Origin of the sequence: Corallococcus sp. CA053C, assembly GCF_003611675.1 — a bacterium.
Taxonomy (GTDB): domain Bacteria; phylum Myxococcota; class Myxococcia; order Myxococcales; family Myxococcaceae; genus Corallococcus.
In genome coordinates, this window is sequence record NZ_RAWA01000025.1 from 24,700 (window position 1) to 49,563 (window position 24,864).

Annotated in this window: 17 protein-coding genes; 7 read left to right on the plus strand and 10 right to left on the minus strand. The window is 69.5% G+C overall.

What is annotated here, in order from left to right:
• Window positions 1-2 precede the first annotated feature (2 nt).
• Window positions 3-1,331, minus strand: coding sequence for an amidohydrolase family protein (locus D7V97_RS05615; protein WP_120609571.1), 1,329 nt, complete (start codon window positions 1,329-1,331; stop codon window positions 3-5).
• Between the two features lie 154 nt (window positions 1,332-1,485).
• Between D7V97_RS05615 and D7V97_RS05620 the strand changes: the two genes are divergently transcribed.
• Window positions 1,486-2,688, plus strand: coding sequence for a hypothetical protein (locus D7V97_RS05620; protein WP_233582530.1), 1,203 nt, complete (start codon window positions 1,486-1,488; stop codon window positions 2,686-2,688).
• Window positions 2,689-2,704: 16 nt separating this feature from the next.
• A complete protein-coding gene (locus D7V97_RS05625; RefSeq protein ID WP_120609556.1) occupies window positions 2,705-4,177 on the plus strand; it encodes a hypothetical protein in 1,473 nt (490 codons plus the stop codon).
• Window positions 4,178-4,232: 55 nt separating this feature from the next.
• Here the strand turns inward: D7V97_RS05625 and D7V97_RS05630 are convergent, their stop codons facing one another.
• Both D7V97_RS05630 and D7V97_RS05635 read right to left on the minus strand, forming a co-directional pair.
• Entirely contained in the window at window positions 4,233-4,499 is a 267-nt protein-coding gene (locus tag D7V97_RS05630; RefSeq protein ID WP_120609557.1) for a hypothetical protein, read from the minus strand.
• Window positions 4,500-4,681: 182 nt separating this feature from the next.
• Window positions 4,682-7,597 carry a fused MFS/spermidine synthase gene (locus tag D7V97_RS05635; protein ID WP_120609558.1) on the minus strand — a complete coding sequence of 972 codons (2,916 nt, stop codon included), beginning with the start codon at window positions 7,595-7,597 and terminating at the stop codon, window positions 4,682-4,684.
• 43 nt (window positions 7,598-7,640) lie between these two features.
• Here D7V97_RS05635 and D7V97_RS05640 point away from each other — a divergent pair, with 43 nt between their 5' ends.
• The 3 genes from D7V97_RS05640 (at window position 7,641) to mrpC (ending at window position 11,111) form a co-directional block, all read left to right on the plus strand.
• Window positions 7,641-8,618 carry a sensor histidine kinase KdpD gene (locus tag D7V97_RS05640; RefSeq protein ID WP_120609559.1) on the plus strand — a complete coding sequence of 326 codons (978 nt, stop codon included), beginning with the start codon at window positions 7,641-7,643 and terminating at the stop codon, window positions 8,616-8,618.
• Between the two features lie 7 nt (window positions 8,619-8,625).
• Window positions 8,626-10,062, plus strand: coding sequence for a sigma-54 dependent transcriptional regulator (locus D7V97_RS05645; protein WP_120609560.1), 1,437 nt, complete (start codon window positions 8,626-8,628; stop codon window positions 10,060-10,062).
• Window positions 10,063-10,364: 302 nt separating this feature from the next.
• A complete protein-coding gene (gene mrpC, locus D7V97_RS05650; RefSeq protein ID WP_014395195.1) occupies window positions 10,365-11,111 on the plus strand; it encodes a Crp/Fnr family transcriptional regulator MrpC in 747 nt (248 codons plus the stop codon).
• Window positions 11,112-11,209: 98 nt separating this feature from the next.
• Here the strand turns inward: mrpC and D7V97_RS05655 are convergent, their stop codons facing one another.
• Complete coding sequence (locus D7V97_RS05655) at window positions 11,210-12,121, minus strand: hypothetical protein (RefSeq protein WP_120609561.1); 912 nt, start codon at window positions 12,119-12,121, stop codon at window positions 11,210-11,212.
• 121 nt (window positions 12,122-12,242) lie between these two features.
• Window positions 12,243-15,179: a carbohydrate binding domain-containing protein gene (locus D7V97_RS05660; protein ID WP_120609562.1), complete on the minus strand. Its 2,937-nt coding sequence runs from the start codon at window positions 15,177-15,179 to the stop codon at window positions 12,243-12,245.
• Window positions 15,180-15,368: 189 nt separating this feature from the next.
• Between D7V97_RS05660 and D7V97_RS05665 the strand changes: the two genes are divergently transcribed.
• The gene (locus D7V97_RS05665) at window positions 15,369-17,207 is read left to right on the plus strand and encodes a MutS family DNA mismatch repair protein (RefSeq protein WP_233582532.1); all 1,839 of its coding nucleotides are present in this window, start codon (window positions 15,369-15,371) and stop codon (window positions 17,205-17,207) included.
• Window positions 17,208-17,260: 53 nt separating this feature from the next.
• On the opposite strand, the gene D7V97_RS05670 is transcribed toward D7V97_RS05665, so the two are convergent.
• Window positions 17,261-18,433: a thiolase family protein gene (locus D7V97_RS05670; protein ID WP_120609564.1), complete on the minus strand. Its 1,173-nt coding sequence runs from the start codon at window positions 18,431-18,433 to the stop codon at window positions 17,261-17,263.
• Window positions 18,434-18,514: 81 nt separating this feature from the next.
• Window positions 18,515-20,905 carry a 3-hydroxyacyl-CoA dehydrogenase/enoyl-CoA hydratase family protein gene (locus D7V97_RS05675; RefSeq protein WP_120609565.1) on the minus strand — a complete coding sequence of 797 codons (2,391 nt, stop codon included), beginning with the start codon at window positions 20,903-20,905 and terminating at the stop codon, window positions 18,515-18,517.
• A 127-nt stretch (window positions 20,906-21,032) separates the two neighbouring features.
• On the opposite strand from D7V97_RS05675, the gene D7V97_RS05680 reads away from it, so the two are divergent.
• Complete coding sequence (locus D7V97_RS05680) at window positions 21,033-22,787, plus strand: M1 family metallopeptidase (RefSeq protein WP_120609566.1); 1,755 nt, start codon at window positions 21,033-21,035, stop codon at window positions 22,785-22,787.
• 3 nt (window positions 22,788-22,790) lie between these two features.
• On the opposite strand, the gene D7V97_RS05685 is transcribed toward D7V97_RS05680, so the two are convergent.
• The 3 genes from D7V97_RS05685 to D7V97_RS05695 form a co-directional block, all read right to left on the minus strand.
• A complete protein-coding gene (locus tag D7V97_RS05685; RefSeq protein WP_120609567.1) occupies window positions 22,791-23,669 on the minus strand; it encodes a site-specific DNA-methyltransferase in 879 nt (292 codons plus the stop codon).
• Between the two features lie 206 nt (window positions 23,670-23,875).
• On the minus strand, window positions 23,876-24,127 hold the full coding sequence (rpmE, locus tag D7V97_RS05690) for a 50S ribosomal protein L31 (RefSeq protein WP_120609568.1): 252 nt from the start codon (window positions 24,125-24,127) through the stop codon (window positions 23,876-23,878).
• A gap of 175 nt (window positions 24,128-24,302) precedes the next feature.
• Window positions 24,303-24,761: a hypothetical protein gene (locus D7V97_RS05695; protein WP_120609569.1), complete on the minus strand. Its 459-nt coding sequence runs from the start codon at window positions 24,759-24,761 to the stop codon at window positions 24,303-24,305.
• Window positions 24,762-24,864 lie beyond the last annotated feature (103 nt).

The window sequence follows — 24,864 nt, forward strand, 5'->3', positions numbered from 1 at the left end:
CCCTACGTGGCCAGGCGCGCGCGGGACCAGACGCGGGCCAGGGCCGCCGCGGCGTCGCGGGACAGGTCCACGTAGTCATGGCCCAACAACTGGCCCTCGCGCACGCAGACGCGGCCGTGAACGAGCGTCCAGGCCACCCGCGCGGGGACGAGCTGGCCCAGGAGGAAAGGCGAGTAGCCCGTCTCCGGGTCGGCGGCGGGGATGGCGTCGTAGACGACGAGGTCCGCGATGCTGCCTTCGTCCACGCCGCCGGAGGGCAGGCCATACAGGCGGGTGCACAGCTCCGCGGGGCCGCTGATGAGCAGGTGCGCGAGCGAGTCGTCCAGGTCCGGCATCCGGCCGGAGCGGGCCAGGTGCAGCATGCCGACGAGCGCCGCGTTCAGCTCCTCCTGAAGGGTGCCGTGGCCGCCGGTGCCCAGGCCCACGAGGTGGAGGCTGGACAGCGGGCCGTCCGCGGACTCGCCCACGCGCTCCAGGACACGGGAGGCGCGGGGCGTGAGGGCGACGAAGGTGCCGGAGGCGGCCAGCCGTTCGGCTTCGGCGCGCTCCACGGCGCGGGGGTAGCCGGCGATGGCATGCGGGCCCAGCAGGCCCAGCGCGTCCAGGCGCGGCACGACGCGGCGGCCATGCGTGGCGTAGGTGGTGGAGAGGTCGTCCTCGTTCTCCGCGAGGTGGAAGACGAGCGGCGCGTTCAGCTCCTCGCGCAGCCTGGCGATGCGCGACAGGAGCGCGTCCTCGCAGGTGTACGACGCATGGAAGCCCAGCGCCCCGCGCACCCGGGGGTGGTCGCGGTGGCGGCGCACGAAGTCGGCGTTGGCGTCCGCCTGCGCGTCGGCCTGCGCGGCGCCGTCCAGGCTGTGCGTGGAGTGCGAGGCGACGAGGCGCAGCCCCAGCGCTTCGGCGGCGCGCGCCTGTGCATCCAGGCCGCCCGCGACGTCCGAGGGGCACGACAGGTGGTCGACGACGAGCGTGACGCCGTCGAGCAGCGCGCGCGCGGCGGCGAAGCGGGTGAGGATCTCCACGTCCCCGGCGTTGAGGAGGCTGGCCACGCCGCGCATGCGCTCCAGCCGCGAGCGGGGCTGGCGCAGGAGGAAGTCGCCGTTGGGCGGCAACAGCTGCCCGTTGACCAGGTGCGAGTGACAGTCCACGAGGCCGGGGGCGACGAGGCGGCCGCGACACGCCACCTCCCAGTCGCCGGGGAGCACGGGCACTTCGGAGTCCGGGGCGACGCGGCGGATGATGCCTTCTTCCACCACGACGGCCATGCCGTGACGGACGCGACCGTCCGCACGGAACACGGCGCAGTTCTTCAGCAGCAGTCGGCCTTCCATGGACATCCCCGTTTTAGCACGGGGCCGGGCCTTGGAAGAATCCTGTCCCTCCCACGAGGTAGGGAGGCTGGCCAGCGGGCGCGGGTGCGCGACGGAGGAAGGCCCCGGTTCGTGGGCCGGGGCGACCCGATATACTGCGCCGCCCATGACACCGATGAGCCCCGGAGTCGCCACCGCACCCGAGCACGAGCAGGACGCGCCGGCCGAGCCAGGGTCGCTGCGCTTCCGCCGCCTGTGGCTGTTCTCGCCCGGGGCGGACCTGTCCATCCTCGTCATCCCGCTCGCGCTCACCCTGGCCGCCGCGGGGGCCAGCGCCTTCATGGCGCCCACGGCCGCGGATGGCGCACACCGGCTGATGGCCTGGACGGCCCAGAACATCCTCGGCAACGCCACCCACGTGGTGCTCACGTTCCTGCTCTTCGGCGTGCACCGGGACGTGCTGCGCGCCGCGCCGAACCAGCCGCGCAACATCCTCGCGGGTTCGCTGGCCATGCTCGCGGTGGGCGCGGGGCTGTTCTTCACGTCCTACGCGGACCGCGACGTCCATCTGTTCGCCGTCGCCGTCATCTTCAACGTCTTCGGCATGCACCACACCCTGTCGCAGCACCGGGGCCTGTGGTCGCTGCACGGCCTTCGCGGTGGACAGGCGGGGCTCCCCGCGCCCTCCCCGCTCGAGCGCAGGCTCCAGCAGCTCTACGTCCCGCTGCTCCTGTCCGTCCTGCTCACGCGCATCTTCTTCGTCGCGGAGTCCGCCGCGCCCAACGCCCCCGCGTACCTCGACGTGGGCCAGGGCGTCGTGCTGCCGTGGCAGACGCTGCCCGTGCTCATCGCCCTCTGGCTCGTCTACTTCCTGCTGCTGTTCCGCGCGGTGCTGCGCTCCGGCGGCGCCAGCGGCCCCAAGGTGCTGTACCTGCTGGGCATGGCGACGGCGACGGGGCTCGCGCTCGTGGCCCCGTCCTGGGGCTACGTGATGCTGCCGGGCATGCACGGCCTGGAGTACTACGTGCTCAGCGCGCGCATGCTGGAGCCGCGTGAAGGCGACCCGCCCCGCCTGGGCCGCAAGCTCATCTGGCCCGCGATGGTGGCGTCCATGCTCCCGCTGCTCGCGCTGGGCGTGGTGCACGGCTTCCTGCTGGACGGGCCCGCTCGGGGCTCGCTCGGCATCAGCGGCGGCGCGCAGGCGCATCCCCTGCTGCGCGGCCTCACGTCGCTGGGCTTCGCGGTGGTGCTCGCGCACTACTTCGCGGACGCGTTCATCTTCCGCTTCCGCATCCCCTCCATCCGGCAGGTGATGCTGCGCCGGCTGGGGCTCGCGGGGGCCGCGCGTCCGCCCCTGCCCGCGCCCGGCGCGCGGTAGGCTCCCGCGGAACACCATGCGGATCCGTCCCTACCTTCCCGCGCCCGCGGGCCTGCTCGCCTGCGGGCTCCTGCTGTGGCTCGCCGCCCAGCCCCTGCGCAGCTACGACCTGTTCTTCCATCTGGCCGGAGGCCGCTACATCCTGGAGCACGGCTTCAGCCGCGTGGATCCATTCAGCCTGACGGGCACCGCGGGCTGGGTGCCGCACGAGTGGGGCTTCGGGGTGCTCTGCGCCCTGCTCTTGAAGGTCCTGGGCGCGGGCGGCCCCGCGCTCTTCGTCGCGGCCCTCATCGCCGCCAACGTGCTTCTGCTCCAGGTGGCGCTGCGCCGCGCGGGAGGAAGCGACGCGAACCTCCTCGCCCTCGTCGCGCTGGGCCTGGTGCTGGGCGTGCAGTCCTCCACCTGGCCCCAGGAGCGTCCCTTCCACATCGGCCAGCTGTTCTTCGTGCTCGCCGTCATGGGCCTCCAGGCCTGGCGGGCCGGGGACGAGCGCTGGCTGTGGGCCTTTCCCGTGCTGGGCCTCGCGTGGGCCAACCTGCACGGCAGCTGGCCCCTGGGCCCCGCGCTCCTCGCGTCGTCCGCGCTGGGCCAGTCCCTGGACGAGCCCACGCCCGCGTCGCGCCGTCGCACCGTGCGCGCGCTCGCGGCGGCGCTCGCGATGTTCCTCGTCGCGGGCCTGTCACCCGACGGGCCCCACATCTACCTGTACCCGCTCCAGCACGCGCTCTTGCCGTCCACCCAGACCATCTACGAGTGGCGCCCGCTGGACCTCGACTACCGGTGGAGCTGGGCCTACCTGGCCCTGTTCGCCACGTTCTTCTTCGTCGTGGGACGGGCCCGCACGTGGCGCATCGCCGTGCTCCTCCCCGCGCTGGTGCTGGGCATCGCCGCGCTGAAGGTCCAGCGCCACGCGCCCTTCGCCGCCGTACTCCTGGCCCTGGCGGTGGTGGAGCACGCGGCCCTGGCCCACGCCGCGGAATCCCCCTCCCCCTTCGAGCGCCTGCGGGCCCGGGTGGAGCGCGGGCTCGTGGGCTGGAGCACCGGAACGTCCCTGGCGCTGTGGCCGGGCATCGCGCTCCTGGCGCTCGTCGTGCTGCATGCGGGCCGGCCCCTGCCGGTGGAGACGCGCACGCACGCCACCATCCCCGTGCACCTGCTCCAGGCCCTGCGCGACCAGCCTCCGGGCCGGGTGCTCAACCGGTTCATCCTGGGCGGCCCCATCTCCTTCTTCGCGGGAGCGGGGTTCAAGGTCTTCATCGACAGCCGCAATGATCCGTTCCCGCCCGCCATCCACGACGCCTACGAGCAGCTGGTGTTGTCGCGGCCCGGCTGGGAGGAGGCGCTGGAGCGCTATGATCCGGACTACCTCGTCTGGGACACGGTGAACCCGGGCAACCTGCTGTTGGACCACCTGCGCGAGCGGGGCGGCTGGCGCGAGGCGGTGCGCGACGGCGGCTACGTCCTCTGGGTCCGCGAGCGCCCCAAATGAAAATGGCAGGCCCTTCCAGTTGGAGGGACCTGCCATTCGCGTGAAGCGGAGCGGCTCAGTACGCGGTGTTGTTCTGGCCGAACGTCTTCATCGTCTTCTTGTTCAGCTGGTCGTTGGACGCCTTGCCGTCGTTCGTCACGTCGTCCTCGCCGGCCAGGGCCGCCGCGGAGGCGCCGAACAGCAGGCGGATGTTGTCACCGAACAGCGTGATGACGCCGATGGCGGCGATCGCGATCAGCGCGACGATGATGATGTACTCGGTCATGCCCTGACCACGGGACTTGCGCAGCTGCGTCTGCTGCTTCTTCGAGAGCGTCTTCATGGGAAACTCCGGGGGTCGTGCAGCGGTGGGAAACTCACCCTGCGGGAGTCAGGGTCGAAACGGACAGTAGAACGATCCCACCCGCACCTCCATCCGTCATCGGGAGGATGGGGGGGATGAGACCAATGATTCCAGGCACCTGGACCCGCTCGACGCCTTGAAACAGCGTTTTGAGCGGTGTTTCACGGGCCCCCGGGCGTGACGACGGGAGGTGGCTTCGGGGCGCTCGCGGTCCCCTTCGCGCACGCGTTCTGCGGCAGGGCGTCACACAGGCCGCGCAGGGCCTTCTGGAGCGCCGCGTCCTCCGGATGTTGCGCCGCCACGTCGCGGCCCAAGGCGAGCGCCTCGTCGGTCCGCACCGGCGTCCACACGGTCCGCGTGGCCCACGCCCGCGCCGTCACGAGCTGGAGGTACGCCGTCACCAGCTCCGGGGAGCGGCCGCCCTTCGCGACCTCGGGCTCCAGCAGCGAGGCGGCCATTGTCAGGTCGTTCTGCGCGAGCGCCGCCCGGCCCACGGCGAGCGCGGCGTCCGGGCTCTCCGGCGCCAGCGAACGCCACAGCGTGGCCACGCCCCGCACCGTCGGATCATTGCCCGCGTGGAAGCGCTCGATGTTGCGGTACAGCCCCGCGACCTGCTCGGGCGTGGGCGGGTGGTCGCGCAGGTAGTCGTGCAGGAACAGCTCCGGGCCCAGCTCCGGCGAGCGGCGCTCGTCCTTCACGCGCACGTCCAGGTCCGCCAGGAAGAAGGCGATGGGGGACGCGTACTCCAGCACGTTGTGGTCGTCCGTGTTGATGGGCCCCGGCCCCGCGAACGCCAATTGGCCCGCCTCGCTGTGCACCTGCTTGGACAGCAGCGCGAACACGTCGTGGATGTCCACCCGGTCCAGGTCCTTCTTCGCCTCCGGCCGGGCCATCCGTTCGGCCACCCGCGCCGCGTCGAAGACGAGCGGCTTGCGGCTGGCCACCAGGATGAGGTCGTGCGGGCCCAGCCACGTGGTGGCGTGCGGGAAGGTGTCGCGCAGCGTGCGCACCACCAGCCGGATGAGTTCCTCGTTGCTCTCGTAGGTGTGGATCCACTGCACCAGCACGCCGTCGTCCGTGAGGTGCCGGTCCACCGTCTGGAAGAAGTCGCGCGTGAAGAGGCCGGACACGCCCGCCACCCACGGGTTGGAGGGCACGCTCACCACCAGGTCGTACTTGCGCGACGCCAGCGCCATGAACGTCTTCGCGTCGTCCACGTGCACGTGCGTGCGCGGATCATCCACCGCGTTGCGGTTGTCCGCCTTGAACAGGCGCGCCCCGTCAATCACGGCCGGAGAGATCTCCACCATGTCCAGGTGCTTCACCGGATGGGCCAGCACGCTGCCCGCGGTGATGGCCGCGCCCGCGCCCACGAGCAGCACGTTCTCCGGCTCGCGCGCATGCAAGAGCACCCCCAGGTGCCCCGCCACCACCTGCGTCTCCACGTCGCTGCCGTTGGAGGCGTCCACCTTGCCGTTGAGCTTCATGAAGCGGTGCCCGTCGCGCGGCACGTCGCCCACCAGCACCGTGGCGAAGGTGTCGTCCGCGTAGAACACCGGGCGGATGTCCCGCTCCATGTTCCGCACCAGCTCCGCGTACGTGTCCGGCGGCTTCTGGTGCATCCGGATGGACGCGATGCTGCTCAGGCGCACCGCCCAGCCCCGCATGCCGCCCAGCACCACCACGGCCAGCAGCGCCGCCAGGCCCACCGGCCACAGCGCGCGCCACGGCACGGACGACATGGCGCTGGACGCGGTGCGCGAGTTCTCCTTCGCCGGGGCCGCGCTGAACGCCAGCGCCGCCGCCGCGAGGTTCGCCACCACGCCCGCGACGAAGTTGCCCTCCATGCCCCACCACGGCATCAGCACCAGCCCGCCCAGCGCCGAACCGGTGATGGTGCCCACCGTGTTCCACAGGTACACGCCGCCCAGCTGGCGCCCCACCTCGGACACCTTCGCCGTGGCCACGCGCGCGGCGGCCGGGAAGGCGGCGCCCATGAAGAACGTGGGGATGAGCAGCACCGCGCAGCAGAAGGCGAAGGTGAGCCCCTGGAACACCGGCCACGCGTCCGGCGTGCGCGTGAGCAGCCACTCCGCCCGGTGGAACAGGTGCGGCAGCCGCACGTACAACGGCAGGGCCACGCAGAGGCTCACCACGAGCGCCACCTGCGTCCGCCCGTACAGGCGCAGCGAATCCACCCCCTCCTTGCGCATCATCAGCCAGAAGCTGCCCAGGCCGATGCCCAGGATGAACGCCGTCAGGATGAGGGTGAAGGCATACGTGGACGCGCCCAGCACGATGGACAAGAGGCGGATCCACGTCACCTGGTACAGCATCGACGTGAAGCCTGACAGCAGCACGCCCCACAGCGCGGCCCGCACCGCGCGGCGCGGGTAGGCCACTTCGTCCCCACCTGACGCGTCGGCATCGCGCACGCCCGCGAGCGCCGGCGGGTGGCTCCGCGCGAGCGCCAGCGCCGCCACCGCCAGCAGCAGGTTGAGCCCCGCGGCCAGCGTCGCGGACGCGGACAGGCCAATCGCCGGCACCAGCCGCGTCCCCGCGACATAGGCCCCCAGCGCCGCGCCCAGGCTGTTGACGGCGTACAGCCGCGCCAGCTCCCGTCGCACCCCCGCGAGGCTCGCCGCGAAGTGTCTCACCAGCGCCGGCAGCGTGCCGCCCATGAGCAGCGTGGGCACCACCAGCGACAGCGCGGCGACGAGCAGGCGGGGGCCCACGCGCAGGCCCTCTGGCACGCCAGGCGCCACCGCGAGCCACGCGGCCTCCAGCGCGCGGAGCACGGCGGGGAACGCCAGGGCGTATAACCCCACGCCCAGCTCCAGCAGGCCGTACAGGGCCAGGGGGCTCTTCACCCGGTCGGCTGTCCGCCCGAAGACAGATGCCCCCAGTGCGAGCCCTCCCATGAACGTCGCCAACACCACGGCGTGGGCCTGGCCGCTGTTGCCCAGGACGTTCCCCAGGTATTTGGACCACACCAGCTCATAAACCAGCGCGGTCGACCCCGAGAGGAACAGAAGGGCGGCCACAAGGTTCTTCGGAAAACGCGCGGATCCGGACATAGGGACAGCGCGGAACCTTACCCGGTATGTTTCAGGCCCACCAATGAACGCCCAACTCCTGCAAGTCGCACAGCTCGCCTGGTCCCCCAACCTCCGGGTCACGCGCGCCGAGGGCGACTGCGCCACGGTGTTGCGCCGCGCGCCCCCCGCGCTGGTGGGCACTCCCCTCCACACGGCCCTCGGGGTCACCCAGGAGCGCGCCCGCGAACTGGACGCCCGCGCCCGCGAGGACCGCCGCGGCGTGGAGTTCGTCGTCGTGGCCCCGGGCGGCGGCACGCCCCCCACGCACCTGCGCCTCGTGCTGGGCATGGATGGCGAGGAGGCCTCCGCGGGCGTGCTGGACCTGGGCGCCGTGCTGGAGGGCGCGCCCCCGGTGCAGATCTCCCGGCTGTCGTCGTCGCTCAGCCATGAGATCCGCAACCCGCTGTCCTCCGTGAAGATGGCGGTGCAGACGCTCGCGCGGAACACCGGCCTGTCGGACCGCGACAAGCGGCGGCTCACCATCGCCAACCGGGAGATCCGCACCATGGAGCGCATGCTCTGGCTCCTGTCCGAGTACGGCCGGGAGGGCGCCGCGAACCTGGACTCCCACCCGCTGCGCTCGGTCGTCCAGGAGGCGACCGCCATGGTGGCCCCTGAACTGGCCGAGCGCCGCATCGAGGTGGACGTGAAGGAAGAGGCGGACCTGCCCCGCGTGCGGGTGGATCCCAACCGTTTGAGGCCGGTGCTCGCCCAGGTCCTGCTCAACGTGGCCATGGGGCTGCCGGAGGAAGGACGCGTGCAGGTGACCCTGCGTCAGGTCGCCCCCGGCCATGTGAGCCTCATCCTGGACGACCCGGCCGCGGCCCTGCCGCCCGAGGAGCGGGGCACGCTGTTCGATCCGTTCGGCTCGCGGCTGGCACGCGGCGCCGGGCTGTCCCTGGCCGCGCTCCGGCGCGTGATGACCGGCGTGGGAGGCGACGTCGCGGCCGAGGGAAGCGCCGAACCGGGGATGGTGTTCACGCTGACGTTCGCAGCCTGAGAGCCCCATGGAGACCCTCCTCATCGTCGATGACGACGTGTCGCTGCTCGAAACCCTCACGATGCACTTCGAGGACATCGAGCAGGACGGGCAGCCGCGCTACCAGGTGGTCACCGCCACCAGCGCCGCCGCCGGGCTGAAGGCCGCCCAGGAGAACATGCCCAGCGTCGTCATCCTGGACATGATGCTCCCGGACCGGACGGGCCTGGAGATCATCGAGGAGATGAAGGGCCTGTGCGGCGACGCGCGCATCATCCTCGTCACCGCCTACCACGACATGGAGACGACCATCCGGGCCATGAAGGCCGGTGCGTTCGACTACATCCACAAGCCCTTCCCCGACCCGGCCGCCCTGGACCTCGTCGTGGAGCGCGCGCTGGAGTACCGCCAGCTGTCGCGCCGCGCGGACGAGGTCCACCGCGAGAACGCCGTCGTCCGCCTGGGCGACATCGTGGGCACCAGCGTCTCCATGCAGCAGCTGGTGAAGGAGATCGGCAAGGTGACGGGCAGCGCCGCCACCGTGCTCATTACGGGCGAGAGCGGCACCGGCAAGGAGCTCATCGCCCGCGTCATCCACAACTACTCCTACGACGAGCCGCGCCCCTTCATCGGCATCAACTGCTCCGCCATCGTGGACACGCTCCTGGAGAGCGAGCTGTTCGGCCACGAGAAGGGCGCCTTCACCGGCGCCGTCGCCGGCAAGCCCGGCAAGTTCGAATTGGCCGAGGACGGCACCGTCTTCCTGGACGAGATTGGCGATATGTCGCTGATGCTCCAGGCGAAGCTGCTGCGCGTTCTCCAGGAGCGCGAGTTCGAGCGCGTGGGCGGCGTCAAGCGCGTGAAGCTGCGCGCGCGCGTCATCGCCGCCACCCACCGCACCCTCTCCGACGAGGTGGCCCAGGGCCGCTTCCGCGAGGACCTCTACCAGCGCCTCAAGGTCATCACCCTGTTCATCCCGCCCCTGCGCGAGCGGCGCGAGGACATCTCCCTGCTCGTGAAGCACATGCTGGAGCGCATCAACGAGAAGGTGCACAAGCGCGTCACCCGCGTGCCCCAGGAGGTGATGGAGCGCCTCACGCAGCTGCCCTGGCGCGGCAACGTGCGCGAGCTGGAGAACGTCCTCACCCGCGCCGTCGTGCTCGCCCCCGGCGACGTGCTGCGCGGCGACGACCTGCCCGCCCTGGAGCCCGTCGTCCCCAGCCCCGAGGCCGGCCGCGCCCCCGGACAGGCCGGCCCCATGTTCGCCGCGCCCGCCGTGGATGACGCAAGCCTCATCCCCACCCTGGAAGAGGCCGAGCGGCAGCTCATCGCCCGCGCCATGGCCGTCACCAAGGGCCACAAGGGCCGCACCTGTCAGATTCTTGGCATCAGCCGTCCGACCCTTGAACGAAAGCTTCAAAAGTTCGGTCTTGCACAGGGCCAGGGTCCACAGGTGCACCCTTAACCGGTGAAGGATGCTTCCTGACACTGTCCTTCCACTGTCCCTGGCCCGACAGTCCCCGGGCCGCCTTGAACGTTTCGTTCAAATTGATCAGACTGTTTGAACGTTTTGTTTCAGGTTTTGGACACAGTTGGGGGGTTCGAACCCCGGTGTAGCGCTAAGTACCCGGCATTCCTGGAACTGTTCCCCTGGGAATAGTTGAAGTGTCCCTGGCACGGCTCTTGGAAAGAGCAAGGTCAGCTCGCCGCAGACAGGCCAGCCAACCTTCCCCACGCTTCCTTCCCTCAGATTCCAGGAGAGTTCCCATGCACGGTTTCAATCGCCCCCTCGGCCCCATCGGTTCCAACGTCGTGGCGCCCCTGCAGGCGACCAGCTCCGGGATGATGGTCACGGCGAACAAGCTGGTTCCTGGCCAGGAAGCGATCGACTTCAAGGGCTACTTCAAGGTCGAGTCCTTCCCGCACAACTCGACCATCTACCGCCCCGGTGACACGTCGGACCGCGTGTACCTGCTGAAGTCCGGCCGCGTGCGCCTGATGCGCATCGGCAAGAACAGCACCCGTTCGGTGGTGTCCATCCTGCGCCCGGGCGACCTGTTCGGCGAGCTGTTCCGCCCCGAGGGGACGCCCATCGAGGAGATGGCGGTGGCCGCGGGCGAGGCCGAGGTGTGGAGCATCGAGGGCCGTGACTTCCGCGCCCAGTTGGAGGCCCGTCCGGCCCTGGCGGTGGACGTGGTGCGCGCCTACGCGGACCGCGTGCGCTCTCTGCGCAAGCGCGTGCTCGGCCTGACCTTCAAGGAAGTGCCGGCCCGGCTGGCGGACACCCTCCTGACGCTGGTGGAAGCCCACGGCGAGCGCTGCCCGCACGGCGGCGAGACGGACCTGCGCGGCATCACCCAGCAGGACCTGGCGGACCTCGTCGGCGCCTCGCGCTCCTTCGTGTCCACGCTGATCAACGAGATGAAGCGCGAGGGCGTGCTCGGCAATGTCGGCCGCATCCTCTGCGTGCGTGACCAGAAGGCCCTGCGCAAGCTGGCCTCCAAGGAGAAGTAGGCCGCACGGCCCGCCTCGCGGCGGGTACATGACGCCCAACGGGCCTGACCGCGTACACCCCCGCGGCCGGGCCCGTGGTGTTTCCAGGGACCGCGATTCTAGAACGTGAAGCCCAGACCGAACTCGGGGCCGAAGAGCCGGTCCCGGCTGTTGGGGCTCACGTCCGGGTCCAGGAAGAGGCCGTGCACCCCGCCGCGCAGCATGAAGCTGCCCAGGTGCAGCGCGAGCCCGGTGCGCAGGTCCGCCTGACGGTAGGGAAAGGGCGTCACCTGCATGCGCGCCTCGACGTCCAGGGGCCCGAGCACGCACGCCTCCAGGGACATGCCCAGGCTGGGGCCCACGTAGAGGCCCTGCGGCAGATCCGCGGTGGAGACGCCGAGTTCGGCGCGCACGCGGAGGTTCTCCTGGACGATGGGGGCGTACGTCACGTGGATCTCCCCCAGGGTGCGCTCGCCCCGGGAGCCCGCCCCGCCCGTCAGGTCCAGCCGCATGAGGCGCAGGTCCGCGCCGAAGCGGCGCAGGTCCCAGCCGAGGTTGAAGTCGAGGCCCGTGCCGCGGTGCTGGAAGGGCGACACCTGCATGCCCATGCGGAGGGAGAACGGAACGGCGTGCCTCAACGAGCCCGGCAGGGGGACCTCGTTCGGATCGTCGGCCGGCTGGGCCCCGTGGTGGGTGCCGGTGGTGGCGATGGCCTCACCCACGCCACTCAGGATCAGCTCGAAGACAGCTCCGAGGATGACCGTGGCGACATCGTCCGACGCGCTGTAGCGACAGCAGTCATCCGAGGAGGACACCGTCACGGGGGCCTTCAGCGCCCGGTTCTCGTTCTCGTCCGGCTTCGCGTCGTCATCGTCGTCGTCGTCCACGCCGATGGCCGTGGCCTTGTGGGCGGGCTTCGCGTCGCCAGAGGACGAGGAATCCGAGTGCTTGCCAAAACGGGCTTCAGCGGGAGGCGCAGCGAGGGTGCCGACGAGCAGCCCCCCGCACAGAAAGACCTTGGGCAACGACATGGGGTGACCCTGTCCGTGAAGGGCGGCCCGGCCTGTCCGTCCCTCACGCGCGCATTCAAATCCCGGGGGCGCACGGAAAGTCAAATCCGCGCGCCCCCGGCGTTGCGTCATCGCGGTGCGCTCAGGGCTTCAGCCAGGGGCCGTCCACGCCCACCTTGCCCGGCGCGGGACTCCCCGGCAGGTCGAGCACGTACACGCGCAGGTTGCCCTTCCCGGACACCGTCGCGGCCAGCGTGCCATTGCTCACCGTCCGCACATCGCCGGTGATGGCGTCCTTGTAGGTGCCGTTGGGGATGCCGCTGAACGTGGCGCTGCCGGACACCGTCACCAGCGCGAAGCTGTCCACGCCCTTGGCCGCGTCCGTGAAGCGGCGCTTGAACGCCATGCTCCCGGTGATGCCTTCGGTGGAGTACTGCCCCTTCTGGAGCGCGAGGATGCGGCGGCGGATCTGATTCAACCGCTGCACGTGCTTCACCAGGGGCTTGTCCAACGTCGTGGCCACCGCGCCGGACGCGCTGCCCACCACGCCGAAGTCGCTGGCGGTGACGCTGCCCTCCAGGTTCGCGCCGTAGTAGGCGCGGCCGGTGGTGGCCAGCGCGCAGGTGGGCCCGCAGTCGATGGGCTTGCCCGCCTGGAACTCAATCTCCGAGCCGTAATACAGCGTGGGGATGCCCCGGAAGGTCCACATCAGGCTCATGTTCTCCGCCCAGGCGTCGGTGCCCCCGGCGTAGCGCGTGGACGACTTGTTGGGACCGTAGTCGTGGGAATCGACATACACGACGTTGTAGGTGGCGTCGTTGTAGCTGTCGTCGGAGTCCTTGCCATTCCAGAAGGCGTTGTTCGCCTCGCCGAAGTTCATGTGCATGCGCATGTCGATGACGCTCATGCCGGAGAACTGGCTGGCGTCCGGAGCGTGCCAGGCATTGCCCTGGAGGAAGGCGTTGGTGGACGTGGGCTGGTTGGCGGTGCCCTGGGTCTGCTCGTAGTTGTACTGCTCCAGCGCCGCCGCCACGTCGTCACTGCTGTACGTCTTGCGCTCCTTCCAGGTGAAGAACTGCGCGGAGTGGTTGGGCGAGCCCCGGTTCCACTTGTCGTTCACGAACGAGCCCACTTCACCGAACATGAAGAAGTCGCGGCCCTTCGCACCGAACTTCGCCTCGGCGTGGGCGTGCGCGGCCGGCAGGAAGCGGCGGTTCCACGTCACACGGGGGATGTGCACCGCCGTGTCCACGCGGAAGCCATCCACGCCCCGGTCGATGAAGCGGTTGTGGACGTCCACGAGGAACGCCTGGACGGTGGCGTTCTCCGTGTTGAAGTCCGCCAGGTCCTCGTGGATCCAGCAACTGCGCGAGTCCTCCCCTTCCCAGTTTCCAATCCAGCACTGGTGGAAGAGGCTCGCGGGGAACATGCCGGAGGTGGGATTGGGCCACTGGCAGTTGTAGATGCGGTAGCCCTCCTGGCTCGTGGAGGACGTGGGGACGCCCCAGTTGCGGCAGGTGTTGCCCGCGGGCTCCGGCGTCGACCACAGGTCGCCGTTGTAATAGGACTTGCCGGAGCCAGACTCCACCGTGAGGCCGTCGTACTCGAAGCCAGACACGGGCGCGTCGTAGTACCAGCTCCACTGGCTGTCGCGGACGCCAAACACCTTCGCGGAGAACAAGCCCTTCGCGCCCCAGCGGCTGGAGTGGTTGTAGACGACGTCCTGGATGATCTTCAGGCCCTTCTGGTGGGCCGCGTTGATGAGGTCCTGATAGGAGGCGCCGCTGGATTCCAGGCGCGGGTCCACGCGGTAGAAATCCCAGCCGTGGTAGCCGTGGTAGTCATAGTCGGACCGGTTGAGCACCACGGGGGTGATCCAGAGGGCGGAGAAGCCCAGCGCCTTGATGTAGTCGAGCTTCTGGATGAGCCCCTTGAAGTCGCCCCGGAACATCGGGTCGTTGTTCGCCGCGTTGCCGGACTTCACGTGCATGCTGCCGCCGCGGTTGTTGTTGGCGTCGCCGTCGTAGAAGCGCGCCGTCATCACGAAGTAGATGGAGTCCTCGCGGATGTCGCCGCCCAGGGGCTCTCCCGGAGGGGGAGGCGGAGGCGCCGAGCCCGTCTTCGCGGAGGCCGCGCTGCTCGCCGTGGACGTGTTCCCCGCCGCGTCGAAGGCCGTCACCGTGTAGCCGTAGGTCGTCAGGGCCTCCAGGCCGCTGTCCGTGTACGCCGTGCCCGTGACGGTGAAGCTCTTCGTCCCCTGCGTGCCGCCCGTGCGGGTGAGCGTGTAGCCGGTGACGCCGCGGTCGTCGGTGGACGCGCTCCAGGCGACGCTGATGGACGTCCCGGACGCGGTGGCGGTGACGCCCGAAGGCACCGACGGCGGCGTCGTGTCCGGAGGCAGCGCCACGCAGGGCGAGGCGGCGTTGGCGGTGACGACCCCGTCCCTCACCGTGATGCGCCCCGTCCCCAGGGTGTAGTCCGCGCCGTTGTTGTTGTCCCAGACGCTGCCGTTGTTGAAGTCCGCCTTCATCCCGGTGGCCGACCCCAGGGAGACGGTCTTCTTCACCCAGTCCGTGCAGGCCGTCTCGTTCATGGCGACACCGGGGGGCGTCGTCCACGTGCCGCCCGTGGGCGAGTAGTGGAGGTTGACCGCGCTCCAGCCGCGCGTGCGCGTGTAATAGAAGACCTCCGCACTGTTGTTCCCGGTCGTCGTGCAGGGGGAGCCCGCGTTCGCCAGCAGCTGGCCGTTCTTCACCTGGTGCGTGCCGGACGTCGGCACGCTGTAGTTCCCGGACGAGGTGCCCGCGTTGTCCCAGTGGTTCTGCCCGTCGTTGAATACGGCCTGGAAGGTGGTGGCTGTGCCGGTGGTGACGTCCCGCATCACCCAGCCGGTACAGGCCGCCGACATGGAAACCCCTGGCACGGTCGTCCAGGCGCCTCCCGCGTCGTGGTGGAGGTAGGCCGCGCTCCATGCCTTGTAGGGCGTGTAATAATAGACAGTCGCCGTGCCAGCGAAGGCCGCCTGCGTCCACAGCAGCAGCGCCATCCACGCACCACGCTTCCAGCCAGTCATTGCCATGTGCCCCGTCCCTCCACGCGTCGGGAGGACGCGCGAGACAGCGAAACACCGTATCAGCCCTAGAACAGCAATTAATGGATTCAGCGCTATTCCAGTAGAGGTGGCGGTTCTCGGCTCGCACCGGAAGCCGCGCGGGGCGCGTTGCGCGCTTGCCCTCGGACGGGGGGCCGCTCAGCATGCGCGGCCATCGTGCCCGCCCCTACCGAGTCCCTGAGTCCCCACCGCACGTACACCGACCGTCGCGCCGCCGCCCAGGCGGAGCTGACGGTGTTGGACCGCATCAGCGCGAGGTACGCCAACCTGCGCACCGTGGCCTTCGTGGCCGCCGCGGGGGTGGGATTGCTCACGCTGCTGGGCCGGCTGCCGAAGCCGTGGTGGTGGGCAGCGGCGGGCGCGCTCGCCATCTACGGCCTGCTCGCGGTGCTGCACCACCAGGTGTTCCTCAAGGAGCAGCGGGCCCGACACTTCGTCCTCCTCAACGAGCGGGGCCTGGCGCGGCTGGAGGGGGGCTGGCACGCCTTCACGGACACCGGGGAGCGGTTCCTGTCCCCCAACCACCTGTACGCCACGGACCTGGATGTCTTTGGCCAGGGCAGCCTCTTCCAGCTCATCAACGAGACGGCGACCCGCGCGGGCGAGGAGCGGCTGGCGGCGTGGCTGTCCGCGCCGGCGGACGCCGACACGGTGGTGACGCGGCAGGGCGCGGCGCGGGAGCTGGCCCCGCGCGTGGACTTCCGCCAGGAGCTCTGCGTGGACGCCCGCGTGGTGGCGAAGGACAAGGCGGACCCTGCCCTCTTCATCCAGTGGGCGGAGTCCGGCCCGGCGCTGGACTCCATCCGCTGGTCGCGTCCGCTCGCGGTGGTGCTGCCCGTGGTGACGCTCACCTTGTTCATCCTGGGCACGGTGGGCGTGATTCCGGACAGCCTCGTGTGGCTGGGACTGCTCGCGCAGCTCGGCGTCGCGGTGGCCACGCGCGCCACGCTCAAGCGGATGGACGACGCCGTGGAGCAAGGCGAGCGCGGCTTCGTGCGCTACGCGGCCCTCTTCGAGCGCGTGGAGAAGCAGACCTTCGAACACCCGCGCCTGAAGCAACTCCAGACCGGGCTCCACCCGGGCCAGGGCCCCCGGGTGTCGGACCTCTTCCGGCGCTTCAGCCGGCTGTACTCGCTCATCGAGTTCAAGCGGCACCAGTTCCACGCGCTGGTGCACTGGCTCACGCTCTGGGACATCCACGCCCTCTTCGCGCTGGAGGGCTGGAGGGCCGCGCACGGCCAGCACGTGCGTCAGTGGTTCGAGGGGCTCGCGGAGCTGGAGGCCCTCTGCTGCATCGGGGGACTGGCGCATGACCGGCCCGCCTTCACGTGGCCGCAATTGGAGTCCCAGGGCCCGCGCGTGGAGGCCACCGCGTTGGGGCATCCGCTGTTGGACGCGCCGGTGGCGAACGACGTGTCCCTGCCCGGCGCCCGTCACGCGCTGCTCATCACCGGCTCCAACATGAGCGGCAAGACGACGCTGATGCGCGCGCTGGGCGCCAACGTGGTGCTGGCCTTGGCGGGAGCGCCGGTGTGCGCGGCCACCTTGCGCCTGTCACCGCTGCAGGTGCTCACCAGCATGCGCGTGAAGGATTCGCTGGAGCGCGGCGTGTCGTACTTCTACGCGGAGGTGCAGCGGCTGAAGACGGTGCTGGACGCGGCGCAGGCCGCGCACGGCCAGGTCCTCTTCCTGCTGGACGAAATCCTGCTGGGCACCAACACCCGCGAGCGCCAGATTGCTTCGCGCGAGGTGCTGCGGCTGCTGCTCGCCTCCGGCGCGTGTGGCGCGGTGACGACGCATGATTTGTCCCTGGCGGTGCTGGCGGACGAGAAGGACTCGCACGTGGTGAACGTCCACTTCCGCGACCACCTGGAGGACGGGAAGATGGTGTTCGACTACCGGCTGCGGCAGGGGGTGGTGGACACCACCAACGCGCTGCGGGTGCTGCGCCTGGCGGGCGTCCCGGTGCACGACCCGGACGCCCCGGCCTCCTGACCTCCACCCCGCGCCCCTCGCGTTCAACGCAAGGGGCGCGAAGCGGAAGCGGACTACTTCGCGAGCTCCACGAGCGCCGCGGCGCCCATGCCGCCGCCGATGCACATGCTGACGACGCCGTAGCGACCGTCGCGGCGCTTCAGCTCACGCAGGATGGTGGCCACCATGCGCGCGCCGGACACGCCCAGCGGGTGACCGAGGGCGATGGCGCCGCCGTTCGGGTTCACCTTGTCCAGCGGGATGCCCAGCTCACGGATGCAGTGCAGCGCCTGCGCCGCGAAGGCCTCGTTCAGCTCGAAGACGGAGATGTCCTCCACCTTCAGCTTGTTGCGCTCCAAGAGCTTGCGGATGGCGGGGACCGGACCCACGCCCATGATCTCCGGCGGCACGCCAGCGACCACGTAGTCCACGAAGTAGCCCAGCGCCTTGACGTTGAGCTCCTTCGCCTTCTCCTCGCTCATGATGACCGCGGCGGCCGCGCCGTCGGTGAGCGGCGACGCGTTGCCCGCCGTCACCACGCCCTTGGCGTTGAAGGCCGGACGCAGCTTCGCGAGGCCCTCCACCGTCGTCTCCGGGCGCATGATGGTGTCCACGGTCACGGTCACCTGCTTCGGGACGCCGTCCTCGTCGTACATCGTCGTGGTGACGGGGAAGATCTCATCCTTGAGCTTGCCCTGCTCCCGCGCGGTGGCCGCGCGGCGCTGGCTCTCCGCGGCGAACTTGTCCGAGTCCTCGCGCGTGACGTTGTAGCGGGACGCGATGTTCTCCGCCGTGGCGCCCATGGAGGTGTAGACCTCCGGCAGCTTCTCCATGATCTCCGGGTTGGCGGAGACCTTGTTGCCGCCCATGGGCACCATGGTCATGGACTCGGTGCCACCGGCGATGACCACCTGCATCATCCCGGACTTGATGCCCTGCGCCGCCTGGGCCATGGACTGCACACCGGAGGAACAGAAGCGGTTGATGGTCATGCCGGGAACTGTGTCCGGCAGGCCCGCGAGCAGGCTCGCGTTGCGGGCGACGTTCATGCCCTGCTCGGCCTCCGGCATGGCACAGCCCATGATGACGTCTTCCACGTCCGACGCCTTGAGGCCGGGGACCTGGGCAACGGCTTCCTTGATGGCAAGGGCCGCGAGCGTATCCGGACGCGTGTCCTTGAACTCACCCTTGTGCGCGCGGGTGAAGGGGGTGCGCACCGCGCTGGCAATCACGACTCGGCTGGACATGTCAGGTGTCTCCCTGCCCGGACAGCGTCCGGGCGACCTTCGGATTTCGAATCTGGCAACCCATTGGGTAAACGCCTCGCGCTAGTTGCGCAGCGGCTTGCCCTTCTCGAGCATGAACATCATGCGGTCCTGGGTCTTCTCCTCGCCGATGAGGCTCAGGAACGCTTCCATCTCCAGCTCCAGCAGCTTGTCCTCGCTCACGAGCGCGGTCGCGCTGGTGTCGCCGCCGGACAGCACGCGCGCCAGCTTCTGGGCGATCTTCCGGTCGTGGGCGCTGATCTGGTTGTTGAGCTGCATGTCGTACAACATCATGTCGATGGTGGCCGCGCCGCTGGGGCCCGGCAGCCGGAAGCGCGTGGGACGCGGCGGGCGGAAGCCACCATTCGCCAGGCCCAGCACGCGGGACTTCGCGTCCGACAGCAGGAAGTCGCGGTTGCCCGTGATGCCGTCCTGAGCCGACAGGAAGCCGAACTCGCGCGCCTCTTCCGCGCTCGTCGCCACCTTCGCGGTGCCGATGGCGAGGAACACCTTCTTGAGGAAGGGCAGCGCGTCGAAGTCCTTGTCCGCCGCGTACGCGCCGAACACGTTGCGCAGCAGCATCATCGTGCCGCCGCCGCCGGGGATGAGGCCCACGCCCACTTCCACGAGGCCCATGTACAGCTCCGCGCTCGCCTGCACCGCGTTGCCACCCATCGTGACCTCCGCGCCGCCGCCCAGCGTGAGGTTGAAGGGCGCCGTCACCACGGGCACGGGGCTGTAGCGCATGCGCTGGTTGGCCTGCTGGAACGCGGACGCCATCTTGCGGATGGAGTCGAAGTCCTCGCTCTTGGCCGCCATCAGCATGGCCATGATGTTCGCGCCGGCGGAGAAGTTGGAGCCGTCGTTGCCAATCACGAGGCCCTTGAAGTTCTTCTCCGTCTCGTCGAGCGCGGTGTTCATCATCGCGATGATGTCATCGTCGATGGAGTTCATCTTGGAGTGGAACTCCAGCAGCGTCGCGCCGTCGCCCATGTCCCACAGCGTGGCGCTGTCGTTGCCGGTGATCTTCTTGTTGCCGCGCTTGAGGTACTCCACGCGGAACGTGCGCGCGTTCTCCACCACGGTCTTCACCGACTTCGTGGGGATGTCCCAGTAGGTGTCGCGGCCGTCCTGCACGCCGTAGAAGGACGTGCGGCCGGTGGCCAGCATGTCCTCCACCCACTTCGCGGGCTTCAGGCCGAGCGCCTTCATGCGCTCCACGCCCTTCTGCACGCCGTACGCGTCCCACACTTCGAAGGGCCCCAGGTCCCAGCCGAAGCCCCAGCGCACGCCGCGGTCCACGTTGACCACGTCGTCGGCGATCTCCGGGATGCGGCGGCTGGAGTAGGCCAGCACGTCCAGGGTGACGCGCTCGGCGAACGTGCCCGCCTTGTCCTTCGCGTTCATCACGGACGCGACGCGCTCGCGGACGTTCTCGATGTCCTTCGCGGCGCCCAGCGAGTCGAAGCGCACCTTCGCCTGCGGCCGGTACTCCAGCGACTTCAGGTCCAGCGCGAGGATGTCCTTGCCGCCCGCGGACTTGTCCTTCTTGTAGAAGCCGCCGCCGCTCTTGTCGCCCAGCATCCCCTTCTCCACCATCTTCTGGAGGAAGTCGGGAATGGCGAAGACGTTGCGCTCTTCGTCGTGGGTCAGCGTGTCGTAACAGTTCTTCGCCACGTGGGTGAACGTGTCCAGGCCCACGATGTCCGCGGTGCGGAACACGGCGGACTTGGGACGGCCCATCGCCGGGCCAAAGATCTTGTCCACCTCCTCGATGGACATCTCCGTCTTGGTCATCTCGGAGATGGTCCGCATCATCCCGTACACGCCGATGCGGTTCGCGATGAAGTTGGTGGTGTCCTTGCCGTAGACGATGCCCTTGCCGAGCACCTCCTCACCGAAGCGGTGGATGGCCTTCACCACCTCCGGGTCGGTGTGCTGGCCGGCGACCAGCTCCAAGAGCTTCATGTAGCGCACGGGGTTGAAGAAGTGCGTGACGAGGAAGTTCTTCTTGAACTCCGCGCCGCGGCCTTCGGTCATGCCCACGATGGAGAGGCCGGACGTGTTGGAGCTGATGATGGCGTCCTTGCGCGCGTGCTTCTCCACCTTGGCGAACAGGGCCTGCTTGACGGCCAGGTCCTCCTTCACCACCTCGATAATCCAGTCGCACTCGGCGAGCCGGGCGAGGTCGTCCTCCAGGTTGCCCACCTCGATGGAGGTGAACACCTGCTCGGACACGATGGGGCTGGGCTTCTGCTTGCGCAGGTTGGCCAGCGCCCCTTGAGCGAACTTGTTGCGGAACGCCTTGGAGGCGGTGTCCTCCCCCGGTGCGGCCTTGGGGGGAACGATGTCCAGCAACAGGGCGCGAACGCCGGAGTTGGCCAGATGCGCGGCGATGCCGCTGCCCATCACGCCAGCGCCAAGCACCGCCACTTTTCGGATCCGGGTCGTCATCGGAAATTGGCTCCCTTGAAAGGAAGTAGGGGACTGCACAAATGTAGGCGATTGACCCGGAAGTCAACCGACAACACCTCCGGGTGTGCTCGCCATGAGGTCGGGTCCCCGACTACAAGTCGGGGCAATGGCTCGCCTCGACCCGCACTCGTACAACGACAGCACGCAGCCGGAGACGGAAACGCTGGACTGGAAGGCCCGCGTCGATTTCCGGACGCGGCGCCTGCACGCGGAGGCCACGCTGACCCTCAAGGAGGCGTCAGCGGGGCCCCTCGACCTGGACACCCGTGACCTGGACATCCGCGCGGTGGTGGATGCCCAGGGTCGTCCCTTGCCCTACATCCTCTCCCCTCCCGAGCCCATCCTGGGAAGCCGGCTGCGCATCGAGCTGCCGGTCGGGCTCAAGCAGCTCACCGTGCGCTACCGCACCTCCCCGGAGGCGAGCGCCCTGCAGTGGCTTCTGCCCTCGCAGACGGCGGGCGGGCAGCAGCCGTTCCTCTTCAGCCAGTGCCAGGCCATCCACGCGCGCAGCGTGGTGCCGCTGCAGGACACGCCCCGGCTGCGCATCCGCTACCGCGCTTCCCTGCGCGTCCCCAAGGGGCTCAAGGCCGTGATGGCGGCGAGCTTCGTGGGCCGCGAGGAGCACGGCGTGGAGGCGGAGGAGCACTTCGAGATGCCGCAGCCGGTGCCGCCCTACCTGCTGGCCTTCGCGGTGGGCAGCCTCGCGCCGAAGGAGCTGGGGCCGCGCTCGCGGGTGTGGGCGGAGCCGGAGGCGCTGGAGGAGGCGGCGGACGAGTTCGCGGGCGTGGACGACATGCTCAAGGCCGCGGAGTCCCTCTTCGGGCCGTATGACTGGGAGCGCTTCGACCTGCTCCTGATGCCGCCCTCGTTCCCGTACGGCGGCATGGAGAACCCGCGCCTGACGTTCCTCACGCCCACGCTCATCGCGGGCGACAAGAGCCTGGTGAACGTGGTGGCGCATGAGCTTGCGCACTCGTGGACGGGCAACCTGGTGACGAACGCGTCCGCGGAGCACTTCTGGCTCAACGAGGGCTTCACCGTCTTCGCCGAGCGCCGCATCCTGGAGGCGCTGGCGGGGCCGGAGGTCGCGGCGCTGCACGCGGCCCTGGGGCGCAGGTCACTGGACGAGGCGCTGCACCACTTCCGCGCGCACCCGCAGCTCACGTCCCTGCGCACGCACCTGTCGGGCGTGGACCCGGACGAGGCCTTCTCCCAGATTCCCTACGAGAAGGGCTACCTGCTCCTGCGCGCGCTGGAGGACGCGGTGGGCCGGCCCGCCTTCGACGGCTTCCTGCGCCGCTACCTCGCGACGTACCGCTTCCAGGCGCTCACCACGGAGGAGTTCGTCCTCTTCACGGAGAAGGAGCTGCCGGGGGCGCTGGCGAAGGTGGACGCGGACGCGTACCTGCACCGGCCCGGCGTGCCTCCGGGCGCGCCCCGTCCGCATTCCGCGCGGCTGGAGGCGTTGGACAAGCTGCGCGGGCTGGTGCCGTCGGAGGAGCAGGTGCGGGACTGGACGCCCACCGAGTGGCAGCTCTACCTGGAGTCGATGCCGCCGGACACGTCGAGGGACGTCTTCCGCCTGCTCGACGCGAAGTACGCGCTCACGAAGAGCCGCAATTCGGAGGTGCTGGTGGCGTGGCTGGTGGCGGCGCTCAGGGCGGGCTGGGAGCCGGCGCTGGCCCGGGCCGAGGAGTTCCTCGGCGAGGTGGGCCGCATGAAGTACCTGAAGCCGCTCTACAGCGTGCTCGCCTCGTCGCGCGAGTACCGCAAGACGGCCCGCGCCGCGTTCGAGAAGAACGGGGCGCGCTACCACCCCATCGCGCGGCAGGGCGTGGAGCTCATCCTCGCCCGAGCGTGAGGGTTACTTCAGCACCGCGTCCAGGCGCTTCTTGGACAGGGTGAGGTACTCCGGGTTCATGTCGATGCCCACGTAGCGGTGGCCGTGCTTCAGGGCGGCCACGCCCGTGGTGCCGCTGCCGTTGAACGGATCCAACACCAGCGAGTTCTCCGGGCAGCTGGCCTCCAGGATGCGCTCCAGCAGGGCCACCGGCTTCTGGGTGGGGTGGCTGCCGAAGGCCTTCTCCTCACCGCGCGGGGCCGTCTGGGTCCACATGCGGCCGGCGCCGTCGGCGGTGAGCTCCTCGTCGCCGTTGCGCGGCAGGGCCCACACGTCGCGCATCTGCTTGCCGCCGTTCTCCGCCTTCATGCGCTGGTAGTTGAAGACGTGCTGGAGCTTGCCGCCCGTCTTCGGCGAGGCCCAGATGAGCAGCTCCGTGGAGTGCGTGAAGTAGCGGCACGCCAGGTTGGGGCTCGCGTTGGGCTTGTACCAGGTGACGGTGTTGAGCAGCTTGTAGCCCAGCTTCTGCATGGCGAAGCCGGCGTTGAAGATGACGTGCTGGGTGCCGCTCACCCACAGCGTGCCGGAGGGGCGCAGCAGGCGCTGGCAGGCCGCGAGCCACTTGGTGGTGAAGGCGTGGTCCTCCTCCACCCCGCGGGAGACGTCCCACTGGCCCTTGGCCACGGAGACGCGCTTGCCGTTCTTGCAGGTGGTGCCGCCGTTGGAGAGGAAGTACGGCGGGTCCGCGAAGATGAGGTCGAAGGACTGCTCCGGCAACTTCGCCATCAGCTCCAGGCTGTCGCCCTGCATGAGCGTGTAGTCCTGCCCACGCTTCGCGAAGACGTCGTCGGTGTTGGAGCGTCGGACAATCTTCAGGTTAGGGGCAGCAGCTTCCGCGAACATCTCGCCTCCGTCTTGGGACACACGTCTTCGGGACGGGGCGGACTGTGCGGTCAGTCTTCTGCTACGTCGAATTTCTGGCCTGTAGCACCCTGAAACTTGACGTGCGACGGATGCTGGAAACACCGCGAGCAGGGCGGGGAGCGCCTCTGTCTGGAGAGGCCCTCCACGACCCTGCTCGTGGGGTGCTGCGGGATGTCTGAAGCGGCTTACGCCTTCTCGGGCTCGGCGGCCGTCTTCGCGCCCGTCTTGATGCTGGGCGCGTTGTTCGCGTAGCGCTTCTTGAAGCGGTCGATGCGGCCCGCCGTGTCCATCAGCTTGTACTTGCCGGTGAAGAACGGGTGGCAGTTCGAGCACACTTCGACGCTGAACGAGCCGCGGGTCGACTTGGTCTCGATGACGTTGCCGCACGCGCAGGTGACGCGAGCAGGCGGATAGACCGGGTGCATGTCGGGCTTCATGGTGCTTCTCTCCAGTGCGCCTTGCCCCCACCCCTGACGGGTGGGAGGTCCAGCGTTGTAGTGGGGTTGGGGCTTATAACGGCCGGCCCGCCCTTTCTCAAGGGCAGGTGATGTCGCGAGCGTTTCCCCCGAGGGAAACCCGGGGTCGCCCGGGGGCCTTCCAGGGGGACGAGCGCTAGGTCGTACTCGGGGTGGTGGCAGGTGGGAGGGCCTTCTCCGGGGGGGCGGCCCGCCACAGGCGCTTCGCCGTGAAGAGCATGAACAGGCCCATGGTGCCGTTCAGGTAGAGCCAGACGATGTGGAGCTTGTGCTGGGCGGTCCACATCCAGGCCATCAGCGCCAGGTTGAGGGCGAAGACGAGCGCCACCACGGCGAGCGCCGAGATGATGCCCGCGCGCCGCTTGAAGATGAGCAGCACGATGGTGAGCGGGTTCAGGAAGGTGAACAGCTCGTTGACGTAGATGAACCCCATGGGCACGGGGTTCGCGGGATCATTGGCGAAGAAGCCGAACATCACCGCCTGGGCGATGTGGGCCAGGGACCCGACCGAGAAGCACACGAAGTACACGGCCAGGATGAGGCGGTTGGGCCACGGTGAGCCCCCGCTGGATGTCGGTTGTGTTTCAACGGTCATGATTTGTCCTCCAGGGCCTCGCGCAACAGCGCGGCCACGTGTTGCACGTACGGCTCCTGCATGAGCTGGTGGTGTCCCCCAGCAACGTCCCTCACGTCCAGCC

Excerpts from the sequence above, each read along its gene's own strand:
- D7V97_RS05625 (WP_120609556.1), top strand. The coding sequence starts at position 2,705 with ATGCGGATCCGTCCCTACCTTCCCGCGCCCGCGGGCCTGCTCGCCTGC.
- D7V97_RS05685 (WP_120609567.1), bottom strand. The coding sequence starts at position 23,669 with ATGTTCGCGGAAGCTGCTGCCCCTAACCTGAAGATTGTCCGACGCTCC.
- D7V97_RS05615 (WP_120609571.1), bottom strand. The coding sequence starts at position 1,331 with ATGGAAGGCCGACTGCTGCTGAAGAACTGCGCCGTGTTCCGTGCGGAC.
- D7V97_RS05640 (WP_120609559.1), top strand. The coding sequence starts at position 7,641 with ATGAACGCCCAACTCCTGCAAGTCGCACAGCTCGCCTGGTCCCCCAAC.
- D7V97_RS05645 (WP_120609560.1), top strand. The coding sequence starts at position 8,626 with ATGGAGACCCTCCTCATCGTCGATGACGACGTGTCGCTGCTCGAAACC.
- D7V97_RS05630 (WP_120609557.1), bottom strand. The coding sequence starts at position 4,499 with ATGAAGACGCTCTCGAAGAAGCAGCAGACGCAGCTGCGCAAGTCCCGT.
- D7V97_RS05670 (WP_120609564.1), bottom strand. The coding sequence starts at position 18,433 with ATGTCCAGCCGAGTCGTGATTGCCAGCGCGGTGCGCACCCCCTTCACC.
- mrpC (WP_014395195.1), top strand. The coding sequence starts at position 10,365 with ATGCACGGTTTCAATCGCCCCCTCGGCCCCATCGGTTCCAACGTCGTG.
- D7V97_RS05675 (WP_120609565.1), bottom strand. The coding sequence starts at position 20,905 with ATGACGACCCGGATCCGAAAAGTGGCGGTGCTTGGCGCTGGCGTGATG.
- D7V97_RS05655 (WP_120609561.1), bottom strand. The coding sequence starts at position 12,121 with ATGTCGTTGCCCAAGGTCTTTCTGTGCGGGGGGCTGCTCGTCGGCACC.
- D7V97_RS05680 (WP_120609566.1), top strand. The coding sequence starts at position 21,033 with ATGGCTCGCCTCGACCCGCACTCGTACAACGACAGCACGCAGCCGGAG.
- D7V97_RS05620 (WP_233582530.1), top strand. The coding sequence starts at position 1,486 with ATGAGCCCCGGAGTCGCCACCGCACCCGAGCACGAGCAGGACGCGCCG.
- D7V97_RS05695 (WP_120609569.1), bottom strand. The coding sequence starts at position 24,761 with ATGACCGTTGAAACACAACCGACATCCAGCGGGGGCTCACCGTGGCCC.
- D7V97_RS05660 (WP_120609562.1), bottom strand. The coding sequence starts at position 15,179 with ATGGCAATGACTGGCTGGAAGCGTGGTGCGTGGATGGCGCTGCTGCTG.
- rpmE (WP_120609568.1), bottom strand. The coding sequence starts at position 24,127 with ATGAAGCCCGACATGCACCCGGTCTATCCGCCTGCTCGCGTCACCTGC.
- D7V97_RS05635 (WP_120609558.1), bottom strand. The coding sequence starts at position 7,597 with ATGTCCGGATCCGCGCGTTTTCCGAAGAACCTTGTGGCCGCCCTTCTG.